Source organism: Vibrio sp. QJM3NY_26 (genome assembly GCF_057786005.1).
Genome location: NZ_CM173515.1, coordinates 1111721 through 1132620 on the forward strand (window position 1 = coordinate 1111721; position 20900 = coordinate 1132620).

Sequence of the window (20900 nt, forward strand, 5' to 3'; positions counted from 1 at the left end):
AGCTTTGGGTCACTAGTTTAGGGAGCTTGCTTGTGGGTGTCCCAGCTTTTGGAGGTTTCATGTCAAATCAAACGGCAAAGTTTGTAGAAGGTTCAACGATGCGCCACATATTGGTGATGTCGGGGGCTGGCTCAGTCGGTTTGATGGCGTTATTCGTGGTCGATTTACTCGATATGTTGTTCATCAGTATGTTGGGACAAGTCGAATTGGCCGCTGCGGTGGGTTTTGCAGGCACGCTGACTTTTTTCTCTACCTCCGTTTCGATCGGTACTTCCATTGCTATGGGCGCGTTAGTTTCCAAAGCGATCGGTTCAAAGAATCAGGAACACGCTCGGAACCTCGCCACCAGTATTATGCTGACCGCTTTTGTCATCAGTTTGACGATTACCGCGGTGATGTTTGCTTATATCCCAGAACTGTTAGCCGCTATAGGGGCAAAAGGGGTTGCCGCAGAGCGTGCTCAAGCTTACCTACAGATTTTGCTACCAAGTGGTCCCTTTTTGGCGTTGGCGATGGCAGCGGGTGCGGGCTTAAGAGCGGCAGGTGATGCCAAACGTTCGATGTGGGCGACCTTGTCAGGCGGTATCGTTAATGCGATTTTGGACCCCCTGTTTATTTTTGGCTTTGGCTGGAATATAGAAGGGGCGGCTATTGCTTCTGTTTTTGCCCGTTTTTCGGTGCTTCTCTTCTCACTGTATCCTCTGATTCGTAGTCATCACTTGGTTGCACCTCCTTCACTGGTGCAGTGGCGCATTAATATTCGCCCTATATTGGCCATTGCGCTTCCCGCAATTATCACTAATACCGCAACACCTATCGGTAATGCGATTGTGACAACAGGTATCGCACAATACGGCGAGGATTTTGTCGCGGGCTTTGCCGTGATTGGTCGTCTAACGCCGGTTTGCTTTGCGGTTATTTTTGCCTTGTCCGGCGCTGTAGGCCCAATCATTGGGCAAAACTTTGGTGCAGAACGAATGGACAGAGTAAAAGAAACACTCAACAACTCACTGTTGGTTACTACGGCATACACCATCGCCGTCTGTATTCTGTTGTACTTTGTTCAAGATTATGTGATCCAAGGCTTTAGCCTGCAAGGTGATGCAGCAATTATTGTTGCGGCATTTTGTACTTATGTCGCCTTAACTTTTACTTTTAATGGCGCGTTGTTTGTTGCCAATACGTCTTTCAATAACCTGGGTAAACCGCTTTACTCGACAGCACTGAATCTGGGTAAAGCCACTCTCGGTACATTGCCGTTCGTCTACTTAGGCTCGCAATGGTATGGCGCATTGGGTGTGTTGTATGGGCAAGCCTTGGGTAATGTTTTGTTCGGAATACTCGGTACCTTGGTGCTTCGCTATCATATTGCCGAGCTTATGCAAGGTTCCCAAGTTGACCCTGTAGAAGACGATGTATCGATAGTGAGCTTGAATACACAGCCGTTTTGTTCACACGATGCGGTTCTTATTGATGATGTATCTACGAACAGAGAAGAGTGTAAAGAGTTCAAGTCGCAATAACACCGGCATTCCAATATTAGATTGGTCGGTTTGCAAATTTCTTCTTGGCCTTGGACAATTTCTTCTTGACCTTGGAGTTACCTCCAAGGTTTATACTTTTGATGAACTTAAGGTTTGGTTGCTGTGATTAGCCGGCAACAACCTCAAGGCTTTTGAGTATTAAGGAGATACATTATGTGCGCAAAACATGCAGCGTGCCGCTCAACAAAAGTGGACGTTCAACCTCAAGCGGCAGGAGCAAGCTGTTCCAGCCCTAAAATTTCCAGCATCACGGCAGCGGGTACTTCATCATGCTGTAGTTCTACGACGGCTTCTGCATCAGCAGATGATTGTTGTGGTTCAGACAGTGGAGAAGAAGACCGGCTGCCCTTAACTGAGTCTCTCAACGCCCAATTTTCCAAAAGTTGGCTGGTTGCCGGAATGGACTGCCCAGCTTGTGCAAGAAAAATAGAAAACGCGATCAGTAATATTGACGGTGTTATTCAAGCGAAGGTTCTTTTTGCTACCGAAAAACTGGTTGTTAAATTCGATAATGAAAGTCTTGCCGACACCATTGAACAGGTCTCTATCAAAACGGGTTTCCCTCTTTCGGAAGTCGGTTCTAAGAAAGAAAAACAACAACCTGAGACTTTTTGGCAAGCGTACATCCAACCTAATTTTCAGATTATCGCGATTGCAGCGGCAATGCTGTTCGCTGCGCTTCTGAAAAGTACATATCCTGAATTAAGTGAAGGCTTATTCACCGCAACCTGTCTACTCGGATTATATCCGGTTGCTAAGAAAGCGGTTCAGTTGGCACGTTCAGGTACACCTTTCGCAATAGAAACTCTAATGAGTGTTGCCGCGCTGGGTGCCTTGTATCTGGGCGAAACCGCGGAAGCGGCGATGGTTTTACTGTTGTTTTTGATTGGTGAGCGCTTAGAAGCGTTTGCTTCATCAAGAGCAAGAAGTGGCGTTCAAGCGCTAATGGCATTGGTACCAGAAAACGCGACTAAGATTGTCAACGACGAGCGTGTCGAAGTTGCAGTCAGTGAACTGGTTCCCGGTGATGTGATTGAAGTGGCGGCGGGCTCTCGTTTACCTGCTGATGGCAAACTGATTACCGACGCAGCAAGCTTTGATGAAAGTGCGTTAACCGGTGAATCTGTTCCTGTTGAACATATCGAAGGCAATAGCATCATGGCTGGCGCTGTGGTGGTCGATAAAGTGGTGCGCATTACCATCACTTCAAAACAGGGTGAGAACGCGATCGACCGTATTCTTCACCTGATTGAAGAAGCAGAATCTCGCAAAGCGCCACTCGAGCGATTCCTCGATAAGTTCAGTCGCTGGTATACACCGTTAATGATGTTGGTTGCTCTTTTAGTCATCATCACACCACCATTGCTGTTCGCCCAGCCGTGGGAAACGTGGGTCTATCGTGGTTTAGCGCTATTGTTGATTGCTTGTCCGTGTGCGTTGGTTATCTCGACTCCAGCCGCGATTACGTCTGGTTTGGCAGCCGCCGCGAAACGTGGTGCGCTAATTAAAGGCGGCGCAGCACTGGAGCAGCTTGGTAAAATTCAAACTATTGCCTTCGATAAGACGGGCACACTGACTGAAGGTAAGCCTCAGGTTACGGACATTCAGCCTCTATCGGGTTGGCAACAAGATGCGATGCTTCGTGTGGTTGGAGCAATTGAAGTGGGTTCTACTCACCCATTGGCGCAGTCGCTAGTTGCTAAAGTGAAAGAACTGAATATTGAGATTCCTGAATCACACAACAAGACTGCGCTGATCGGTAGTGGTGTTGAAGGCGATGTCGACGGAATTAAGTATCAGGTTCTATCGCCTTCTAAGGTGACGTTCGATCTTGGTGCCGATGTTGTTTCTCAGGTTGAGGCATTAGAAGGCGAGGGCAAGACGGTTGTGGTTGCTCTTGAGCTTAAAGATCAAGAAGAATCAATCGAGCAAGCTGCGACTGTGATTGGTCTGATTGCTTGGCAAGACACGTTACGTAGTGACGCTAAGCTTACGATTGAACGACTCAATGACTTGGGAATTCAATCTATCATGCTTACTGGGGATAACCCGCGAAGCGCGGCAGCGATCAGCAGCAAGATTGGTATGCAGTATAAAGCAAGCCTATTGCCAAGCGATAAGGTGTCTTACGTTGAACAGTTATCTCAGCAGTCACACGTGGCCATGGTGGGCGATGGCATCAACGATGCGCCGGCTATGAAAACAGCAAATGTAGGTATCGCAATGGGCGGTGGCACAGATGTGGCGTTGGAAACGGCTGACTCAGCTCTGACTCATAATCGCTTAACAGAACTCCCTGCGATGATTGAACTGTCGCAAGCGACCATGAATAACATCCGTCAAAATGTCGCACTTGCACTCGGTTTGAAAGGCGTGTTCTTGGTGACAAGCTTACTGGGTATTACCGGTTTATGGGTGGCAGTCTTAGCGGATAGTGGCGCAACAGCTTTGGTGACACTCAACGCTCTGCGTTTGCTTCGATTCAAATCAAAAGCGGATTAAGCACTTCTCGCTAATATTCACTATTTTGATGCAAATAAACGCCTTTAGTCTTAATAAGCTAAAGGCGTTTTTTGTCTCATTAGTATGCAACGTAGGCGTATGGATTGCTTATTTTTGTGATGCCAATCGGTTTTTCGTGAAACTTGAAATCTTGTTGCGATCATTGGTGTGACGCTCGTCACTTCATTTTGTAATGAGCTTGGTTAGAGTGTGTTCGTACCCCACGAATTTACTATGAGCTTAAATAAGGGTTAACAAAGCCCAATAAGCCAAAAGGAGCGAACTATGTCTCAAGCTGTTTTCCATTTAGGTGTTACTGAAGCAGATCTTAACGGTGCTACTCTTGCGATCATTCCTGGTGATCCTGCTCGTGTGCAAAAAATTGCCGAAGAGATGGAGAATCCTGTATTTCTTGCTAGTCACCGTGAATACACGCTTTACCGCGCAGAGCTAGACGGCAAGCCAGTTGTTGTATGTTCAACAGGTATCGGTGGTCCATCTACTTCTATCGCAGTTGAAGAGCTTGCTCAACTTGGTGTTCGCACTTTCCTTCGTGTTGGTACTACTGGTGCTATCCAACCACACGTAAACGTGGGTGACATGATTGTTTCTACAGGTTCTGTTCGTCTAGACGGCGCTAGCCTGCACTTTGCTCCAATGGAGTTCCCAGCAGTTGCTGACTTCGAAGTTGCAACAGCAATGAAAGCGGCAGTTGATGAATCAGGTGCAACAGTTCACATGGGCGTAACGGCTTCAAGCGATACGTTCTACCCAGGTCAAGAGCGTTACGACACGTTCTCTGGTCGCGTTGTTAAGCGTTTCCAAGGCTCTATGCAAGAATGGCAAGACATGGGCGTTCTAAACTTCGAAATGGAATCTGCAACGCTTCTAACTATGTGTGCAAGTTCTGGTCTTAAAGCGGGTTGTGTTGCTGGTGTAATCATCAACCGTACTCAAAAAGAGACGCCTGATCACGAAACACTAAAAGTAACAGAAGCTCGTTCAATCAAAGTGGTTGTAGAAGCTGCTCGTAAAATGCTTTAAGTTGTAAAAATACTTTTAGTCTTAAAGTGCTTTAAGTCTGTTTCCAAGATTTAAAAATGGCCGCATCGAATGATGCGGCCATTTTTTATGAGGCAAAGAAATTAAAGGCATAGATAGTTGAAAGATGAAAATAGAGCAAAACAGACGAATAGCTGGAGAAAAAAAGGCGAGTGACTCAATAGTCATTCGCCTTTTTAGATTTACTTAAGAGCGTTCAGCTCTCAAGAGTCTATTGGCTTTTAGCACTCTAAATCTTCATCACCACCGGCGGCGGTAAACCATGCCGCTAGGTGTGTTTTAAGATCTTTTAATTCGTCAGGGCCAATCAATGCAAGGCCAAGATCTTCTGCTCGTGTGATGTCGTTATGACGAAGAGGGCGGAAACTCACTAACATTGCACGTGCTTGTAGGCCACCCAAAAGGTCTCTAAGCGATTCCAACTTGTACAAGGTATCATCGCCATCATCACGCATACCTTTGGTCTTACACTCGATGATGTGCAGCTTATTGTTCACTACAGAAGCAACATCAAGCTCATTACGTACCTCGCGCTCACCGAGTTGACGATAAACCTGAACATTCAAAGAGCGATCTTGAATGGTCGGCATGTCATCTTGGATCTGCTTAACTGTGCTATGAACCAATGTTTCAAGCCATTCGCCGTTTGAGAAGCGTCGTGCGTCTTCATTGGCAAACGTCAAAATACCATTGTCATAAGTGGCGATCTTAGCTTCAACCAAATCGCTCAACAGCATGTTTAGCTCGCGATAGCCTTGTTGTTTCTCTGACAACCCTACATCAAGCCTCTGTTCTTTGCGGCAGGTCGTTGCAAGGTAGTTCAATGTAGCGAGGCCTGGACCGAGTTCTAGTGCATTACTTGCCCAGCGTTCTCCCAGCTCATAAAGCTTTTGATCAAGTTGCGGAGACAGTTGTACATCGCTGAATTCACCACGAGCGCCGAACACAGTCAGGTAGTCGTCGATAGTGATTCGGTCTTGAACTTGTGCGTCTTCTTTGCCATTCGGGTAAAGCCAGCACAGCTTGTCACTGTTTGGTTCAACAACAAAGATTGGCCAGTGGTAAGTACGAAATACTTCGTAGACAGAAAGTAGGCGGTGACGAAGGCCACAACTTGCGTTGAGTTTCACTTCTTCACCACGAGCTTTGAGGTCTTCGGCAAGGTTTTGGATAGACTCTTTAATCGCGGATGTATTTACGAGGGTTGGGATCTCGAAAAATTCACTCGTAATGTCGCGTTTTTGCAAAACGCTGTCTAAGCGTTGGTAAATACTGACTTGATTCTTGTCACCGATGAACACGATGTGAGTGCTGATCGTTCGGTTATCGAGTAGTGGGGTGATCAAGCGAATGGGATCTTGATCGATAATGCCAACATGAACAGCCATATAAATTCCTTAATAGCGGCTCGCTCATAAAGGTGAAAGAAAAAACGGGAAGCAGCAAGCCTTAATAATCATATAATGACAAAGATCATAAAAAACAAGGGCAACCCTTGATAAAAGTTGCCCTTGTTCAAATAGTTATCACTATTGGGTAAGAAGTCCCAATATTCTCACTAAATATCTATCAATTTCTCAGCTATCTATAGCTTGAACTGATGAACCAAATCACCTTGTTGGTTTGCGAGAATTGTTAGGTTTTGGCTTGCCTCAGCAATTGAAGACATCGCTTGGTAACTCTTATCTGCGATGTGGTTGATGTCTTCTATATTCCGCGCAATATCACCAGAAGTTTCACTCTGCTCAGCGGCTGCTTGAGAGATGTGTGTACTCATGTGGCTGATCTCTAGAATCAAGGCTTGGATCTCTTCCATCGCACTGTTGGCACTTGAAGCTTGTTGAACCGACATGTCCATATCGCTCATACAACTTTCAATTACGTTGCTTGCTGTTTTCGAGCTTGATTGCAGGTTGCTGATCATGGTCTCGATTTCAGACGTTGATTGAGTGGTCTTCTGTGCTAGCACGCGTACTTCATCGGCAACCACTGCAAAACCACGACCTTGCTCACCAGCACGCGCCGCTTCGATTGCCGCGTTGAGTGCAAGTAGGTTGGTTTGTTCTGCAATACCACGGATCACGTCGAGGATTGAGCCAATCTGGCTACTCATCTGCTGCAACTCACCTACAGCACCAACAGATTCAGTAAGACGAACCTCAAGCTGGTTAATGGTACTGATGTTGGTGTTCATTATCTGACGACCAGACTCAGAAGCCGATTCTACTTGTTGAACCATGGTAAGTGAGCTTTGCGCGCTGTTCGCCACTTCTTGTACCGAATGAGACATTTCTGTCATTGCGGTCGCGACAGTTGCCGTTTGCTCACGTTGGCTGTTCAGTTGAGCTTGCGTCTCTGTAGAGGTTTTCTGGTTTACGCTTGCGGTCTTCGTTAAGTCATCTGAAGCGTCATTCAGTTTCACCAGAATATTGCGCAGGTTGTCGGCTAAGGTGTTGATGTGACGACTCACTCGGCTGAATTCGTTGTCATAACGAATATCGATTCGCTGAGTCATATCGCCTTCAGTTAGGCCTTCTAATGTACCCAGGATGCGAGTTAATGGCTCTCTTACGCTATGTGCAATATGGTAACCAATTGCTGCAGCGAATACGGTGACAACAATACCAATTGCAATCGCATTGAACAGGCCTTTGTCGTAGATGCTGCTTGCGTCTTCAAGTGAAGCGTTCAGTTGCTCTTCCGCAGTCACGTTGAATGAATCTAAAACAGCCATGGCTTTGTCTATTTCTACGGCTAAGTTAGCAATGTTGATGTACAGAGCTTGTTTCGCTTTCAAGTAGTTGTTGTGCTTGTCCAACACACCGCCTTTTTGACCAACGTCTTTGGTGAATTTCTGAACCGATTCATCAAAGACATTTTTAAGTGCTGGCAGTTGTGTGGATAGGCCGCGATAAGCATAGTTAAGGTGAGTAACGGCCTTTTTGTTTTGATTAACGGCTTTCTGAACGAAGGCAACATCAGAACTGGCTAGCGCATCAGAGGTAATCACTTCAGCATCTTGAAGTTTAATGAAGTAGCTTTTTGCCATCACTTTTACAGAGATGCTTTTTTGGTCGGCAACGTACTCTTTCATGCCAACAGCTAACTCTGAATGTAAGCGTTGGAAATCGCGAGATGCTTTCTGTACTTGCTCTTGAGCTTCAAACATCGCGACGTAGTTGTTCATCGCTTCGTCAGCTTCAGCGAAGTAGCGTTCTTCCATTGCTCTTAATTGGGCAATGCGTTCAGTGAGCGAAACATTGTTTTGGCTTGCCGCTTCTAAACTTCCGAGAACTTCTGAAAACGAGTTTTGTGACGTAGCAAACTCAGTACGCATTGCAGACATGCGTTCAGCGTTTTGTGTGGTTAAGTAATCTTTGAATGATTTATCAGCAGAAAGCAATTGAACACTTGTTTGATTTGAAAGCGCGACAAGTGGTAGTGAGGTTTCTGAGACACTCTCAAAATTGCTGTGTATCTGATTCATGCTGTTCATCATGATGGTTATCGTGACTGCGAACATGATGATGATCAGTGCGAAACCAGCGTACATACGCTTGATCACAGATCCCTTCATGGCTTTCTCCCTAAATAAAAATGCAGACCTAATGTCAGGTCAAAGTAAAACTAACAAAATTATCAGCATTCTATTGAGCTCCGTTTACGCATTTTATGACGCACACGTCAAAAATAGCCATCAGTTATAACCAACATGCCATTCTTGAGAGCTAAGGCTCGTTTTCTTTGATTTGAACGGTGTTTTTTATTATGCTTTAAAGCAGATTTATTGTGGTTTGATGCGGCATAGCGCATACTCAAAGCATTAAAAAATAAATGTTTTATCGGAGAGAAACATGGCTGAAGAAACCATTTTTAGTAAGATCATCAATAAAGAAATCCCAGCAGATCTACTATACCAAGACGATTTAGTAACCGCATTTCGCGATATCAACCCTCGCGCGCCAAGCCATATCTTAATCATCCCAAACAAGCTGATTCCAACAACGAATGATGTTGAAGTAGAAGATGAAGCCATGATGGGGCGCATGTTTACCGTGGCTCGCAAGTTAGCAAAAGAAGAAGGCATCGCAGAAGATGGCTACCGTCTTATTGTGAACTGCAATTCTCATGGCGGCCAAGAGGTTTACCATATTCACATGCATTTGGTTGGTGGCCGTCCACTTGGTCCGCTATTAATGAGCTAATAAAAAGTTAATGAGCTAATGCAAAGCTAACAAGTTAATGAAAGCTAACGAGTTGGTTTAAACGAACTCATTAGTGGGTTAACACAAGTAGTTAGTTGGAAAATTTGTAGTTTGTATGCCAACTTTAAGTTCTATCTGTTGTCTGAATGTCGGCATCGCCTAGGCAGAGGCTAAATCAGTAGGGTTTCAACTGGCTTGAGATCCTTTTTACAACACGTTTCGTTTTGACATTGAGACTAGGGTCTGTTGATCTTTCGAGCTAATTTTTGCAGCACTTTGTGGGAAATTTCCACAAGGCAGAGGCTTTGAAGTGTAGCTAGCCTACATGAGAAGCTGATAACGCAGTAGAAATGAACCACAAAGACTGCCCGAAGGGTTCGGCTAGAATCGTTTTATGCTTTGTTAAGAAGTATTAACTTAGAATGACTAGGCTACATACTCCTTGCCGCGCCTAAAACGATTCTATCTCGAACAAAATTTAACCACGAAAGGTCAGCAGACCCTAACAAAGTTGGCATTTTAAACATGCACGGAGACGATAAGTGAAGCAACAGTTTAGATTCGCTTCCATTGCCCTGTTATCGGCGTTGACTGTGGGCTGTGCAAGTATGTCTGCAGGAAACCTGTTCAGTCATTACAGCGCGCAAAACAAAGAGATCTACCAAGCCGTTAAATCTGGAGATTATTCAGAGGCTCAACAAGAGTTACCAGATTACGCTGCGGGTGACATCCTTGATAACTTTGAAAGAGGCAGAATTAACCTTCTGGATCAGCAATACCCAGAGAGTAAGTCTTCGTTTGAAGTGGCGGATCAGGCGGTAACTGAGCAGCAAAGAAAAGCCGTGATCTCGATTTCAGACAGTGCAACCAGCGTGGGTGCGTTGGCGGTGAATGATAATATTACCGAGTATGTGCCAGCCGATTATGAGCTGGGGTTTCTTCATCTGTATCTCGGTTTAAATTATCTCAAGAAAAACGATTTAGAAGGTGCGGTGATTGAAATGCGTCGCGCCAACCAAGTTCAAGAACAAGCAAAGAAGCAACGTGAAGCTGAGTTAGACCGTGCAGCCAGCGATGCGAAGAAGCAGGGGTTGTCTGCCAATGTGGGGAGCATTCTTGCAAACTATCCTGATGCGGGTAAAAAGCTGCAGTCGGTACAGAATGCGTATTTGATGTTCTTGTCTGGGCTGCTTTATGAAGCTTCGAATGATTTAAACAGCGCATACGTTGACTATCGTCGTGCTTTGGCTGTTATGCCAGACAACCAAGAAATTATTGACAGAACGATGGCAACTGCCGCGCGTTTAGGGATGCGACAAGATTTAGCGACATTAGAAAAACGCTATAAGCAGTCTTCTAAACTTAGTGCAGGTGAAGGGCGAGTTATTGTGCTTCAAGAGCAAAGCGCGGTACAAGCAATGGACAGTTGGCGATTAGATTTACCTGTTTATGACAGTCGCGATCAGGGTGCAATATACTCTCTGGCACTGCCCTATTATCCGAGCCAAAACGTGGAGCGTTTTTCTGCCTTGCGAATCAGCGGGCAACCGCTACAAGAACATTTGATCACTGACGTAAACGCGATGGCGCAGAACGATTTATCTGAACGTATGACGAGCATTGTTATCCGTCAGGCTTTACGTGTGGTAGCTAAAGACCGCATCCGTAAAGAAGCGACCAAAGGCAACGATGTCGGTAATATCTTGTTCAATGTGTGGAATACATTCACCGAACAACCAGACACTCGTAGTTGGCAATCTCTACCGGCTGAGATTAAGAGCAGCACGTTCGTAGCAAACAGCGGTCAATATACGCTAGAAGCGGGCGCTAAAACGTACGACTTTGATATCCGAGAAGGGCAGACCACTTTGGTGTGGATTTCTCGACAAGGTAACAATGCAACAATGTGGCATAAACAGCTAGGGAGGCTGTAATGAAAAAGTGGTTAGTGAGTTTAGCAGCGGTTATGGCTCTGGCTGGTTGTGCTGATAATACAGCTGGCGTAAGGGTTGATAGTCTGACTCAGAACGTTTTCTTTGGTGACAAGGTATTGGGCAGCCGTTTGTTGGTTGAAGATATCCGTACCGACCAAGTTGACGGTCACACTCGAGGAATTGTTCGTTTAAACAGTAAATATAAAGGCGATCAACATATCCTTTATCGTTTTTACTGGTATGACGATGCTGGGCTTGAGGTGAACCTAAAACAAGGCCCTTGGAAGCAAGCGATTGTTCGTGGCTTTGAAAGTATCTCGTTGTCGGAAGTATCGGTAAACCCGAAAGCAACTCAATTCCGAGTTCAGTTCCGAGAGCAGTAACTTAGATTTAAGAAGCGGATTCATTGATTCGCCAATACAAGAATTTAAGAGTGAGGGTAACCCCACTCAGTGATAAGTTGAGGAAACAAAATGAAAAAGAGTGTCGTTGCGCTACTAGGTTTAGCGGTTATTTTAGGCGGTTGTTCAAACAAGGTAAGCTACGGTGATGCACAAGCAGTAGAAACCACGACAATCGATTTCGGTTCAACTGACCTTCAAACGATTGCGGGTGAAATGGTCGATAGCATGATGGCGTCTGGTTCAGTGTCTTACATTACTCGTGAGCAACGTCCAATCGTGTTCGTAGAGCGAATCAAGAACAAGACAAGTGAGCACATCGATACTGAGTCAATCACTGACACTATCAGTACTAAAATGCTGAACTCTGGTAAGTTCCGTTTCGTTGATATGGACCGTGTAGAGTCTGTTCGTGACCAATTGAACTTCCAAAACAATGATGAGCTTGTAAACCAAAGCTCAGCAATTCAATTCGGTAAAATGGTCGGTGCTCAATACATGCTGTACGGCAACCTATCAAGCATCGTTAAGAAAGACGGTAGCGACGAAGACGTTTACTACAAAATGACGATGCGTCTAATGGATCTTGAGTCTGGCTTGATTGAATGGGCTGACGAGACTGAAATCCGTAAGCAACAATCTAAGAGCCTATTGGGCCTTTAATTTCGCTTACTTGCCAACTAAACGCAGCCAGTTTTGACAGCGTTTAGTCTTGGCAGCGCATAGCTTGGCCACACATAGCTTGGTTACACGCCAATGCAGTGGATGATGTGCTGCTTATGAAGAGACACTGGCTTTTGGTCAGTGTCTTTTTTGTAGGGAAATGAAGACGTTTATAGGGAAGTTAAGACGTTTATAGGGAGTAAATATGGCAATTTTTTCTTGGTCTGAAGCCAAGCTTCTTGATACCAGTTTGAGTTCGCTTGATGGATACTTTTCTGAGCCACCTGTTAGAGCGCAAACGCTGACCGGCGGTTTGACCAATCGATGTTGGAAGTTGGTTGATGCTGATGGTACTGCGTATGTTTGGCGGCCCATCACTTCCATCACCAAAGCCTTCTTCATCTCTCGTCATGAGGAGTATCAAGTGCTTTCCGCAATTGAGCGTCTAGGTATTGGACCAAGTCCAATAGTGGTTAATGAGCAAGGCTTATTGGTTGAATGGATTGCGGGTGAGACGCTTTACGAAGGCTTAGAGCTTGATGATTTGTTGAAGACTCTGATCTCGGTGCATTTGGTGAATACCGCGCGATTGCCGCTCCAACCGTTCAGTTTCACAGCGCGAGTCGATCATTACTGGCTGCAGCTTGATGCTGTTCATAAGACGGAAGCCTGCACTAAAATTTACCAAGAGTGGCGAGTAGCACCGAGTGTTACAAATGTTGACCTGTCTTTGTGCCATTTTGATTTAGGTGGTTATAACTTAGTGAGAAATAGCGATGGGATTAAGATTATTGATTGGGAATATGCAGCATTAGCAGACCCTAGACTTGATCTTACACTGACCATTGCTGTTGCAGGATTACCAGTTGCTGAAGCCGTAAACAAGTACTGTCAGCTGCGAGGCATCCATGATGTCCAACCTTGGCTTGATGGGGTAGAAGCATGGTTACCAAGAAGCCAAATGATGGCGATGCTGTGGTATTTACTTGCTCATCAGCTCTGGGGAGATGAAAGTTATCTGCGTGAAGCAGAGGCGCTGAGTCACACTTTATGTAGCTAGGATCACGTTTAGGAAGTGAAAAATATAATTTCGTTCGTGTTCCCTTTAAAACCTTATTTTTCATGTTAGATTAATTAAAACGTACCAATATTCAACAAGGAGGTACTAATGATTATTTATCTACATGGCTTCGACTCAACTAGCCCGGGCAATCACGAAAAAATACTGCAGTTGCAATTCATTGATGATGACGTTCGTTTCATCAACTACAGTACTTTGCATCCAAAACACGATATGCAACATTTGCTAAAAGAAGTGCATAAAGTGATAGAGCAATCCGATGACCCGCATCCGATCATTTGTGGTGTAGGCTTGGGTGGTTTTTGGTCTGAACGTATTGGTTTTTTATGTGGTATCAAGCAGGTGGTGTTCAACCCGAATCTGCACCCTGAGAACAACATGGTAGGTCGAATTGACCGTCCAGAAGAGTACGAAGACATCGCGACTAAGTGTGTTGCTCAATATCGTATGAAGAACAAAGGTCGCTGTTTAGTGGTGCTTTCTCGTGAAGATGAGATTCACGACAATACCAAAACAGCTGCCGCGTTAGAAGATTATTATGATGTCATCTGGGACGAAAAAGAGAGTCATAAGTTCAAAAAAATCTCTCAGCACTTGCAGACAATGAAAGCGTTTAAAAACGCTTAATTATTCCAGTTATTTTATAAAAGCAGCACTCAATTGAGTGCTGCTTTTTTTACATCTGAACCCAAGAGCCGAACATTAATCAAATGGTTGTAGTTATTTTTTGAAGAGTTTGAGCATTTAAAGATAAGTTTGCGCAAACGTTAACTAATTCGCCGCGAATCCTCATTGTGGGTAAGGATTTTTGTTGCGGTCATCTTTTTGCTATATATAATGTTCCCAAGCAAAATATTTTGATAAATATCAAGAAAAATTGAGAGCGAGTGATAAAACTTGCCCATTATTTGTGCTCTACCTCTCAGGTAGTCACCTTTTTTATCCAAGTGAGCAAAGCGGCAAGCCAATGTTTGTTGCTTGTAACCCCTCTAACTACTCGGTGAGCTGTCGTTATTCTTTTTCGCGGTAATCCAATTTGTATAGCCTTCGCATTCAAGGCCGAGTAGATACATAGAATTTATCGGTTGGAGTAATCGAGCCGAACCCCATTTATTCATTTTGTAGAGGATTGTCATTGTGACAAAAATTATCGTAGTAGGCGGTGGTGCTGGTGGTTTAGAACTAGCAACTAAGCTAGGCCGCACTTTAGGTCGTAAAAAGCGTGCCCAGATTACTCTGGTAGACCGTAAAGCAAGCCACCTATGGAAACCATTACTTCATGAAGTAGCAACGGGTTCATTGGACGAGGGTGTTGATGCGTTAAGCTACCGCGCACACGCAAAAAACCATTACTTCGATTTCCAAATGGGCAGCCTGAACGACATCGATCGTGAACGTAAAGTGATCGCCCTGAGCGAACTGAAAGATGACCACGGTGAACTGCTTATGCCAAGCCGTGAACTTGAATACGATATTCTTGTGATGGCGCTAGGCTCAACGTCAAACGACTTCAACACACCAGGCGTTCGCGACAACTGTATTTTCCTTGATAGTCCAGAGCAAGCGCACCGTTTCCGTACAGAAATGAACAACCAGTTCTTAAAGCTTCACGCTAAGAACGGCCAAGGCACAGTAGATATTGCTATTGTTGGTGCTGGCGCGACAGGTGTTGAGCTTTCTGCAGAACTGCACAACGCGGTTAAAGAGCTTCGTACTTATGGCTTTGGCGATCTAGATTCAAGCAAGCTGAACGTTAACCTTGTTGAAGCGGGTGAGCGTATTCTTCCAGCCTTACCTCCTCGTATTTCGAGTGCAGCGCACTCTGAGCTTACGAAGCTTGGTGTAACTGTGCGTACGACTACAATGGTTACACAAGCTGATGCTGACGGCCTAACGACTAAAGATGGTGAGAAGATCCCTGCACAAATCATGGTTTGGGCTGCAGGCATTAAAGCGCCAGATTTCATGAAAGATATCGGTGGTCTTGAGACGAACCGTATCAACCAGTTGGTTGTGAAAAACACGCTACAAACTACGCTTGATGACAACATCTTTGCTATTGGTGACTTAGCGCAATGTACGCAAGCAGACGGTTCATTCGTTCCACCACGTGCACAAGCGGCTCACCAGATGGCAAGTTGTGCATTCAGCAACATCATTGCTAAGTTGAACGGTCGTGACCTGAAAGATTACATCTACAAAGACAAAGGCTCACTTGTTTCGCTAAGCCGATTTTCTACGGTAGGTAGCTTGATGGGTAACCTAACTAAAGGTTCGATGATGGTTGAGGGTCGTATTGCTCGTATCGTTTACATCTCTTTGTACCGTATGCACCAGATGGCACTTCACGGACTAATTAAAACATCGCTGATGATGTTAGTTGGTCGTATTAACCGTGTACTTCGTCCAAACCTAAAGCTTCACTAATCAGGTAAGCCTTCTAAGGTTATTACGCTGATAATAAAAAAGAGCTCTTCGGAGCTCTTTTTTGATCGTGTCGACTACGTGTTGTTTTAGCCTACTTAAGAGGTTGGAGGTAATACGGAGTAAACCACGCCATCTCTCGGCTTACCGTTAAAGATAAAGCGATTCTTAGCAATGGTTTCACGTTCAGCGCCACATTTCTCGATCAGCTTTTGGCTGGGTAGGTTCTCTGTATCGCAGACAATCTCCAAACGCGTTAACTTGAGCAGTGCAAAGCAAAATTCAAATAAGGCAATCATCGCTTCCTTGGCTATCCCTTTTCTTTGAAATTCATCACCCACCCAATAACCTAAACTTGCCATGTTAAAGGTGTGGTAAAGCTCATTAATGGCCACCATACCGACTAACTTATCGCTTTTTCGCTCGAAGATACCAAAGCCAAACGCTTCGGCTTTAACCCAGTTTAAGCGAGTCGCCAGAATGAATTTCTCGGCCTCGATGATAGAAAACTCGTCGTGGCACCAGTCGAGCCATGGCAATAAACTCGGGGAGGACTTAACTAGCTGCGAAAATTCTTGAGCGTTTGAGGCTTCAATAATTTTGAGGCTGAGATTTTGTGTATTGATCTGAAAGTCAGGGCTCATAGGACGTACCAAGTAACGTATAAGTAAGTACCGCGTGAATATAGCCTGTACTAATAAAACGCCCTCACAATGGAGGGCGTATTGAATGCATCAAGTTCGGTTCTATATAAGAATAGCTGAGTTACTGAGCTATTCTTATTATGCTAATTATTGCGCCACACGTCGAACTTGAATCACGATTCCAAGAAGTGGGTGGTCAAGATAGTGAGTTTCTGTACTGCGCATACGACGTTTTTGGTCCATGCGGTAGCTCTTAAGGAACTCTTCCACTTCAACCGTGGGAGAAATCTCAGTGAGGTTGCCCACTTGAACATTGCTTTCGGCGCCACTTACTGGTGAATCTAGCTCGATTTGTTGCTCTTGAAGAGTCACTTCACGAACACTCGGCGCTTTTAAATCCAATGTCGTTTCAGCGTAGAGGTAATGCTGAACGTAGATTTGCAGCTTGCCGTCTAATTCGTACAGTGGCTTATCAATGGTCTCTTCTTTGAAGCCATCAGTATTTGCTGCAGTTACTGCACCTTTCTCTGAACCATCTGCATTGAAATCTTTAGAGAAGTCTTTACCTGCTTGAATATGGAAAACAGGTGCAGAGCTCTTACCTTGGTCACCTTGACGCCAAGCAGTATGCATCAGAACTTCAAAGCCTGCATGTTTGCGCAGTTTGTCTTTCTGAGGCGTTAGCTTGTACTCTGAGTAAGGCAACATTTGTACGCCTTTCTTAGAGCGGTATTGGGTATCTTGAAATGAACCAACGCGCTCAAGTGAAATCTTCGGCTGAGTGTTCGGCCAAGATTCGTTGACTTTCTCTGCATCAACTGCGCGCTTGAAAATGATCACTTCTATATCAAATTGTCTCTGAGCCAAACTTGGCAGTGAGACGAACAATAGTAGCAGTGGGATCAGTCTTTTCATTTTTACTCCGTCTTCCAGCCGATCTATCGGCTGGATAATTTATATGTGCAAGTGGATTGGGTCTTATGCTGAAGGCAGCAAGTTCTGTCTGAATTCGCCCAATAAATCACTAACAAATTGAATTCGTTTCCGTCTGTCGACCAATGGTATCGTAAACTTGAACTTTGTTGGTCCTTCCATTGAAAACTTTTGCGGTTGAGATTGCAACAGTTTAACAAGGTAGGCCGGGTTTATGTCAGCATCTGGGTAGAATTCTAAGAATCCACCTTTATCGTGAGCTTCAATTTTCTTCGCTTTGATTGACGCCGCGGCTAATTTTAGCTCAGAAACTGACAACAAGTTCTTGGTCGCATCAGGTAGAAGGCCGAAGCGATCAATCAGCTCGACTTTCAACTCGGCCAATTCGTCGGTGTCACTCACACTCGCAATACGTTTATAGGTAGACAAACGTGTATTGATGTCTGGGATGTAGTCATCAGGCAACAGTGCAGGCAGGCGCATCTCAATTTCAGTTTGTTCACGCAGTAGGTCATCAAGCGATGGCTCTCGACCTTCTTTCAATGCTTCAACAGCCTGCTCAAGCATCTCCATGTAAAGCGTAAAGCCTACCGATTGGATTTGACCACTCTGTTCATCACCGAGTAGTTCACCTGCACCACGAATCTCTAAGTCATGGGTTGCTAGCGTAAAGCCTGCACCTAAGTCTTCAAGGGAAGCAATGGCGTCTAATCGCTTGACGGCATCTTTGGTCATTGCTTTCGGGGGAGGTGTTAGCAAGTAGGCATAAGCTTGGTGGTGAGATCGACCCACACGCCCACGCAACTGGTGCAGTTGCGCTAAACCAAGGTTATCGGCTCTGTCCATTAATATGGTATTTGCCGTTGGTACGTCGATACCCGTTTCGATGATGGTGGTACACACTAGCAAGTTAAAACGCTGGTGATAGAAGTCATTCATGATGCGTTCTAGCTCTCGCTCTCGCATCTGACCATGGGCAACGGTTACACGCGCTTCTGGAATCAGTTTTTGCAGTGACTCAGCCGTCTTTTCAATCGTGTCGACTTGGTTGTGCAGGAAGTAAACTTGACCACCACGCATGATTTCACGCAGTACCGCTTCTCTGACTATTGCGTCATCACTCTCGCGAACAAAAGTCTTTATTGCTAAGCGTCGTGCGGGTGGTGTGGCGATGATGGAAAGATCTCGCATACCGCTCATTGCCATATTCAACGTTCTCGGAATCGGTGTCGCGGTTAGCGTGAGGATATCGACATCCGCGCGCATCGCCTTCACTTTCTCTTTTTGGCGCACACCGAAGCGGTGTTCTTCATCGACGACTAACAAGCCAAGGTCTTTAAACTTAAGGTCACTGGAAAGCAGCTTGTGAGTACCCACTAAGATATCGACCTTACCGTCGGCAACATCTTGCATGATCAATTTCTGTTCTTTAGCTGATTTAAATCGCGACAGAACTTCGACACGTATCGGTTGGTTCGCGAAACGGTCTCGGAAGTTTTCAAAGTGTTGCTGAGCAAGTAGCGTCGTTGGTACTAACACAGCCACTTGTTTGCTGTTGTCGGTACATACGAATGCCGCGCGCATCGCGACTTCGGTTTTACCAAAACCAACGTCACCACACACTAAGCGATCCATGGCTTTTGCTTGGCACATATCCGACATAACAGCATTGATGGCCATTGCTTGGTCATCCGTTTCTTCAAACGGGAAGCCAGACTTGAAGGTCGCGTATTGGCCACGATCGAGTACAAACTTGTAGCCCGGTTTTAGTTCACGCTTAGCGTAGACATCAAGCAGTTCGGCTGCAACGTCACGGACTTTCTCTGCGGCGCGCTTACGAGCTTTCTGCCATGCTTCACCGCCAAGTTTGTGTAGCGGTGCGGAATCTTCAGCGCCACCAGAGTAACGGCCGATTAAGTTCAGAGATGCAACGGGCACGTAGAGCTTGGCATCATTTTGATACTCAAGCGTTACGTATTCGGTTTTCATGCCACCGGCTTCTAGAGTTTGCAGGCCGATGTAGCGACCAATACCGTGGTCTATGTGAACAACAGGTTGACCCGGTTTAAGTTCGGCTAAGTGACGAATGACAGTGTCGCTGTTAACGCTTTTCTTGTCTTTCTTACGACGTTGTACAACGCGATCACCTAACAGGTCGCTTTCACAGACAAGGGCGATGTTTTGCTCTTCGTGGATAAAACCATGCTCAGCCGAACCTAGGATCAGGCTGAATTTATCTTTACCTTTAATCGCCGCGTCGAGGTTTTTAACCTCACTTGGTCTTACCTTGATGCCTCTAAGCAATTCACTAAGTGCTTCACGACGACCTTCAGATTCTACAGAAAAGACCACTTTGCCGTCGAAGGCTTCAGTGAACTTTCTTAGGTTAGACAAAGGTTCTTTATTCTGATGTTGAACGCTGAGATCAGGCAGAGATACAACCGGAAGGTTGGTACGTCCGGCTTTTTCTTCAATTAAATCTAAGCTCAGATTGACCTGTGGCTTTTGTTTGAAATGTGCGAACAGTTCGTCTTTTTGTAGCCAAAGTTGTTCAGGTTTCAGCAGTGGTCGTAACGGGTCAACACCGCGTTGTTCGTATCGATGAGAAACGTCTGTTAGGAATGAATCTACCGCGGTCTCGACATCACCTAGAACGAGGATTTGCGCTTCATCGGCAACATAATCAAACAAGGTTTCAGTATGGTCGAAGAACAGCGGCTGCCAGTATTCAATACCTGCGGGCCAAGTGCCTTTTGAAACCTGCATATAAACCGATTCTGGTTCACGGCGCGCATCAAATTGTTGGCGCCAGCGAATGCGGAAATCTTCAATAGCACTTTCAGAGGTTGGGAACTCGTGAGCTGGCAGCAAACGGATCTCAGAGATATCTTCAATAGAGCGCTGATTTTCAGGATCGAAAGTACGAATGGTGTCGATCTCGTCATCGAAGAAGTCGATACGATACGGGTCTTTGCTGCCCATTGGGAACAAGTCGAGAATTGAACCTCGGCTCGCATACTCACCCGGGCCAAACACTTGGTCTACGTAACGATAGCCAGATTTTTCAAGTTGAAGACGCAGCTTCTCTAACGAGTACAGATCGCCCGTTTTTACCATTAAGGTATGCTGCAACAAGAAGTCACGCGGCGATTGACGCTGTAGTAGCGTGCTGATCGGAACGATCGTAATGCCATCTTTTAACGTTGGCAGAGCATAAAGGCGAGCGATACGGTCAGAAATGATCTCTTGGTGCGGTGAGAAGCTGTCGTATGGCAGAGTCTCCCAATCAGGGAATAGTGCCACTTCATGTGACGTAAACTGCTCAATTTCTGATTGAAGCTTGAGTGCGATTTGAGGGTCGGGCACTGCAAGTAAAGTATGGCTGTTATGCTGCTCCGCAAGTCTAGCGATAGTAAGCGCGAGAGATGAACCAACTAGGTTACCGATGTGTTTTTTATCACCGGCACCTTTGAGCTTAGGTAGTGTGAAAATGGATTGTTTTGTCAT

Annotated in this window: 15 protein-coding genes; 10 read left to right on the forward strand and 5 right to left on the reverse strand. The window is 45.3% G+C overall.

The genetic code is table 11. The features are described 5' to 3' along the window. Nucleotides 1–59: 59 nt before the first annotated feature. The 3 genes from AC3CH4_RS05020 (at nucleotide 60) to udp (ending at nucleotide 5090) form a co-directional block, all read left to right on the forward strand. A complete protein-coding gene (locus AC3CH4_RS05020) occupies nucleotides 60–1523 on the forward strand; it encodes an MATE family efflux transporter (RefSeq protein WP_171329350.1) in 1464 nt (487 codons plus the stop codon). Between the two features lie 174 nt (nucleotides 1524–1697). After that, a complete protein-coding gene (locus AC3CH4_RS05025; protein WP_488543411.1) occupies nucleotides 1698–4046 on the forward strand; it encodes a zinc/cadmium/mercury/lead-transporting ATPase in 2349 nt (782 codons plus the stop codon). A 285-nt stretch (nucleotides 4047–4331) separates the two neighbouring features. After that, nucleotides 4332–5090: a uridine phosphorylase gene (gene udp / locus AC3CH4_RS05030; protein ID WP_004736272.1), complete on the forward strand. Its 759-nt coding sequence runs from the start codon at nucleotides 4332–4334 to the stop codon at nucleotides 5088–5090. Between the two features lie 239 nt (nucleotides 5091–5329). Here the strand turns inward: udp and AC3CH4_RS05035 are convergent, their stop codons facing one another. Together AC3CH4_RS05035 and AC3CH4_RS05040 are read right to left on the reverse strand one after the other, a co-directional pair. Further along, on the reverse strand, nucleotides 5330–6496 hold the full coding sequence (locus tag AC3CH4_RS05035) for a DUF1887 family protein (protein ID WP_004736271.1): 1167 nt from the start codon (nucleotides 6494–6496) through the stop codon (nucleotides 5330–5332). A 197-nt stretch (nucleotides 6497–6693) separates the two neighbouring features. After that, nucleotides 6694–8685: a methyl-accepting chemotaxis protein gene (locus tag AC3CH4_RS05040; protein ID WP_065205569.1), complete on the reverse strand. Its 1992-nt coding sequence runs from the start codon at nucleotides 8683–8685 to the stop codon at nucleotides 6694–6696. Nucleotides 8686–8962: 277 nt separating this feature from the next. Here AC3CH4_RS05040 and hinT point away from each other — a divergent pair, with 277 nt between their 5' ends. From hinT to AC3CH4_RS05075, 7 genes are all read left to right on the forward strand, one after another. Beyond that, nucleotides 8963–9313 (forward strand): purine nucleoside phosphoramidase, encoded by a 351-nt coding sequence (gene hinT / locus AC3CH4_RS05045; RefSeq protein WP_004736268.1) that lies wholly within the window; start codon nucleotides 8963–8965, stop codon nucleotides 9311–9313. A 542-nt stretch (nucleotides 9314–9855) separates the two neighbouring features. Beyond that, the gene (locus AC3CH4_RS05050; RefSeq protein ID WP_108086563.1) at nucleotides 9856–11247 is read left to right on the forward strand and encodes a COG3014 family protein; all 1392 of its coding nucleotides are present in this window, start codon (nucleotides 9856–9858) and stop codon (nucleotides 11245–11247) included. Further along, the gene (locus AC3CH4_RS05055) at nucleotides 11247–11630 is read left to right on the forward strand and encodes a YcfL family putative periplasmic lipoprotein (RefSeq protein ID WP_171329358.1); all 384 of its coding nucleotides are present in this window, start codon (nucleotides 11247–11249) and stop codon (nucleotides 11628–11630) included. Before AC3CH4_RS05050 ends, AC3CH4_RS05055 begins: the two co-directional genes overlap by 1 nt. Before the next feature lie 90 nt (nucleotides 11631–11720). Beyond that, on the forward strand, nucleotides 11721–12311 hold the full coding sequence (gene lpoB / locus AC3CH4_RS05060; protein ID WP_004736264.1) for a penicillin-binding protein activator LpoB: 591 nt from the start codon (nucleotides 11721–11723) through the stop codon (nucleotides 12309–12311). A 205-nt stretch (nucleotides 12312–12516) separates the two neighbouring features. Continuing rightward, nucleotides 12517–13371, forward strand: coding sequence for a phosphotransferase (locus tag AC3CH4_RS05065; protein WP_065205568.1), 855 nt, complete (start codon nucleotides 12517–12519; stop codon nucleotides 13369–13371). Between the two features lie 108 nt (nucleotides 13372–13479). Further along, nucleotides 13480–14019, forward strand: a complete 540-nt coding sequence (ycfP, locus tag AC3CH4_RS05070) for an alpha/beta hydrolase YcfP (protein ID WP_017093527.1) — start codon at nucleotides 13480–13482, stop codon at nucleotides 14017–14019. 510 nt (nucleotides 14020–14529) lie between these two features. Then, nucleotides 14530–15819, forward strand: coding sequence for an NAD(P)/FAD-dependent oxidoreductase (locus AC3CH4_RS05075; protein WP_004736261.1), 1290 nt, complete (start codon nucleotides 14530–14532; stop codon nucleotides 15817–15819). Between the two features lie 95 nt (nucleotides 15820–15914). Here AC3CH4_RS05075 and AC3CH4_RS05080 read toward each other — a convergent pair whose 3' ends face one another. The 3 genes from AC3CH4_RS05080 to mfd all read right to left on the reverse strand — a co-directional run bounded on the left by AC3CH4_RS05080 (nucleotide 15915) and on the right by mfd (nucleotide 20900). After that, nucleotides 15915–16460, reverse strand: a complete 546-nt coding sequence (locus tag AC3CH4_RS05080) for a GNAT family N-acetyltransferase (protein ID WP_146457261.1) — start codon at nucleotides 16458–16460, stop codon at nucleotides 15915–15917. Nucleotides 16461–16607: 147 nt separating this feature from the next. After that, nucleotides 16608–17375 (reverse strand): peptidoglycan binding protein CsiV, encoded by a 768-nt coding sequence (locus AC3CH4_RS05085; protein ID WP_488543412.1) that lies wholly within the window; start codon nucleotides 17373–17375, stop codon nucleotides 16608–16610. A 63-nt stretch (nucleotides 17376–17438) separates the two neighbouring features. After that, nucleotides 17439–20900, reverse strand: a complete 3462-nt coding sequence (mfd, locus tag AC3CH4_RS05090; RefSeq protein ID WP_488543413.1) for a transcription-repair coupling factor — start codon at nucleotides 20898–20900, stop codon at nucleotides 17439–17441.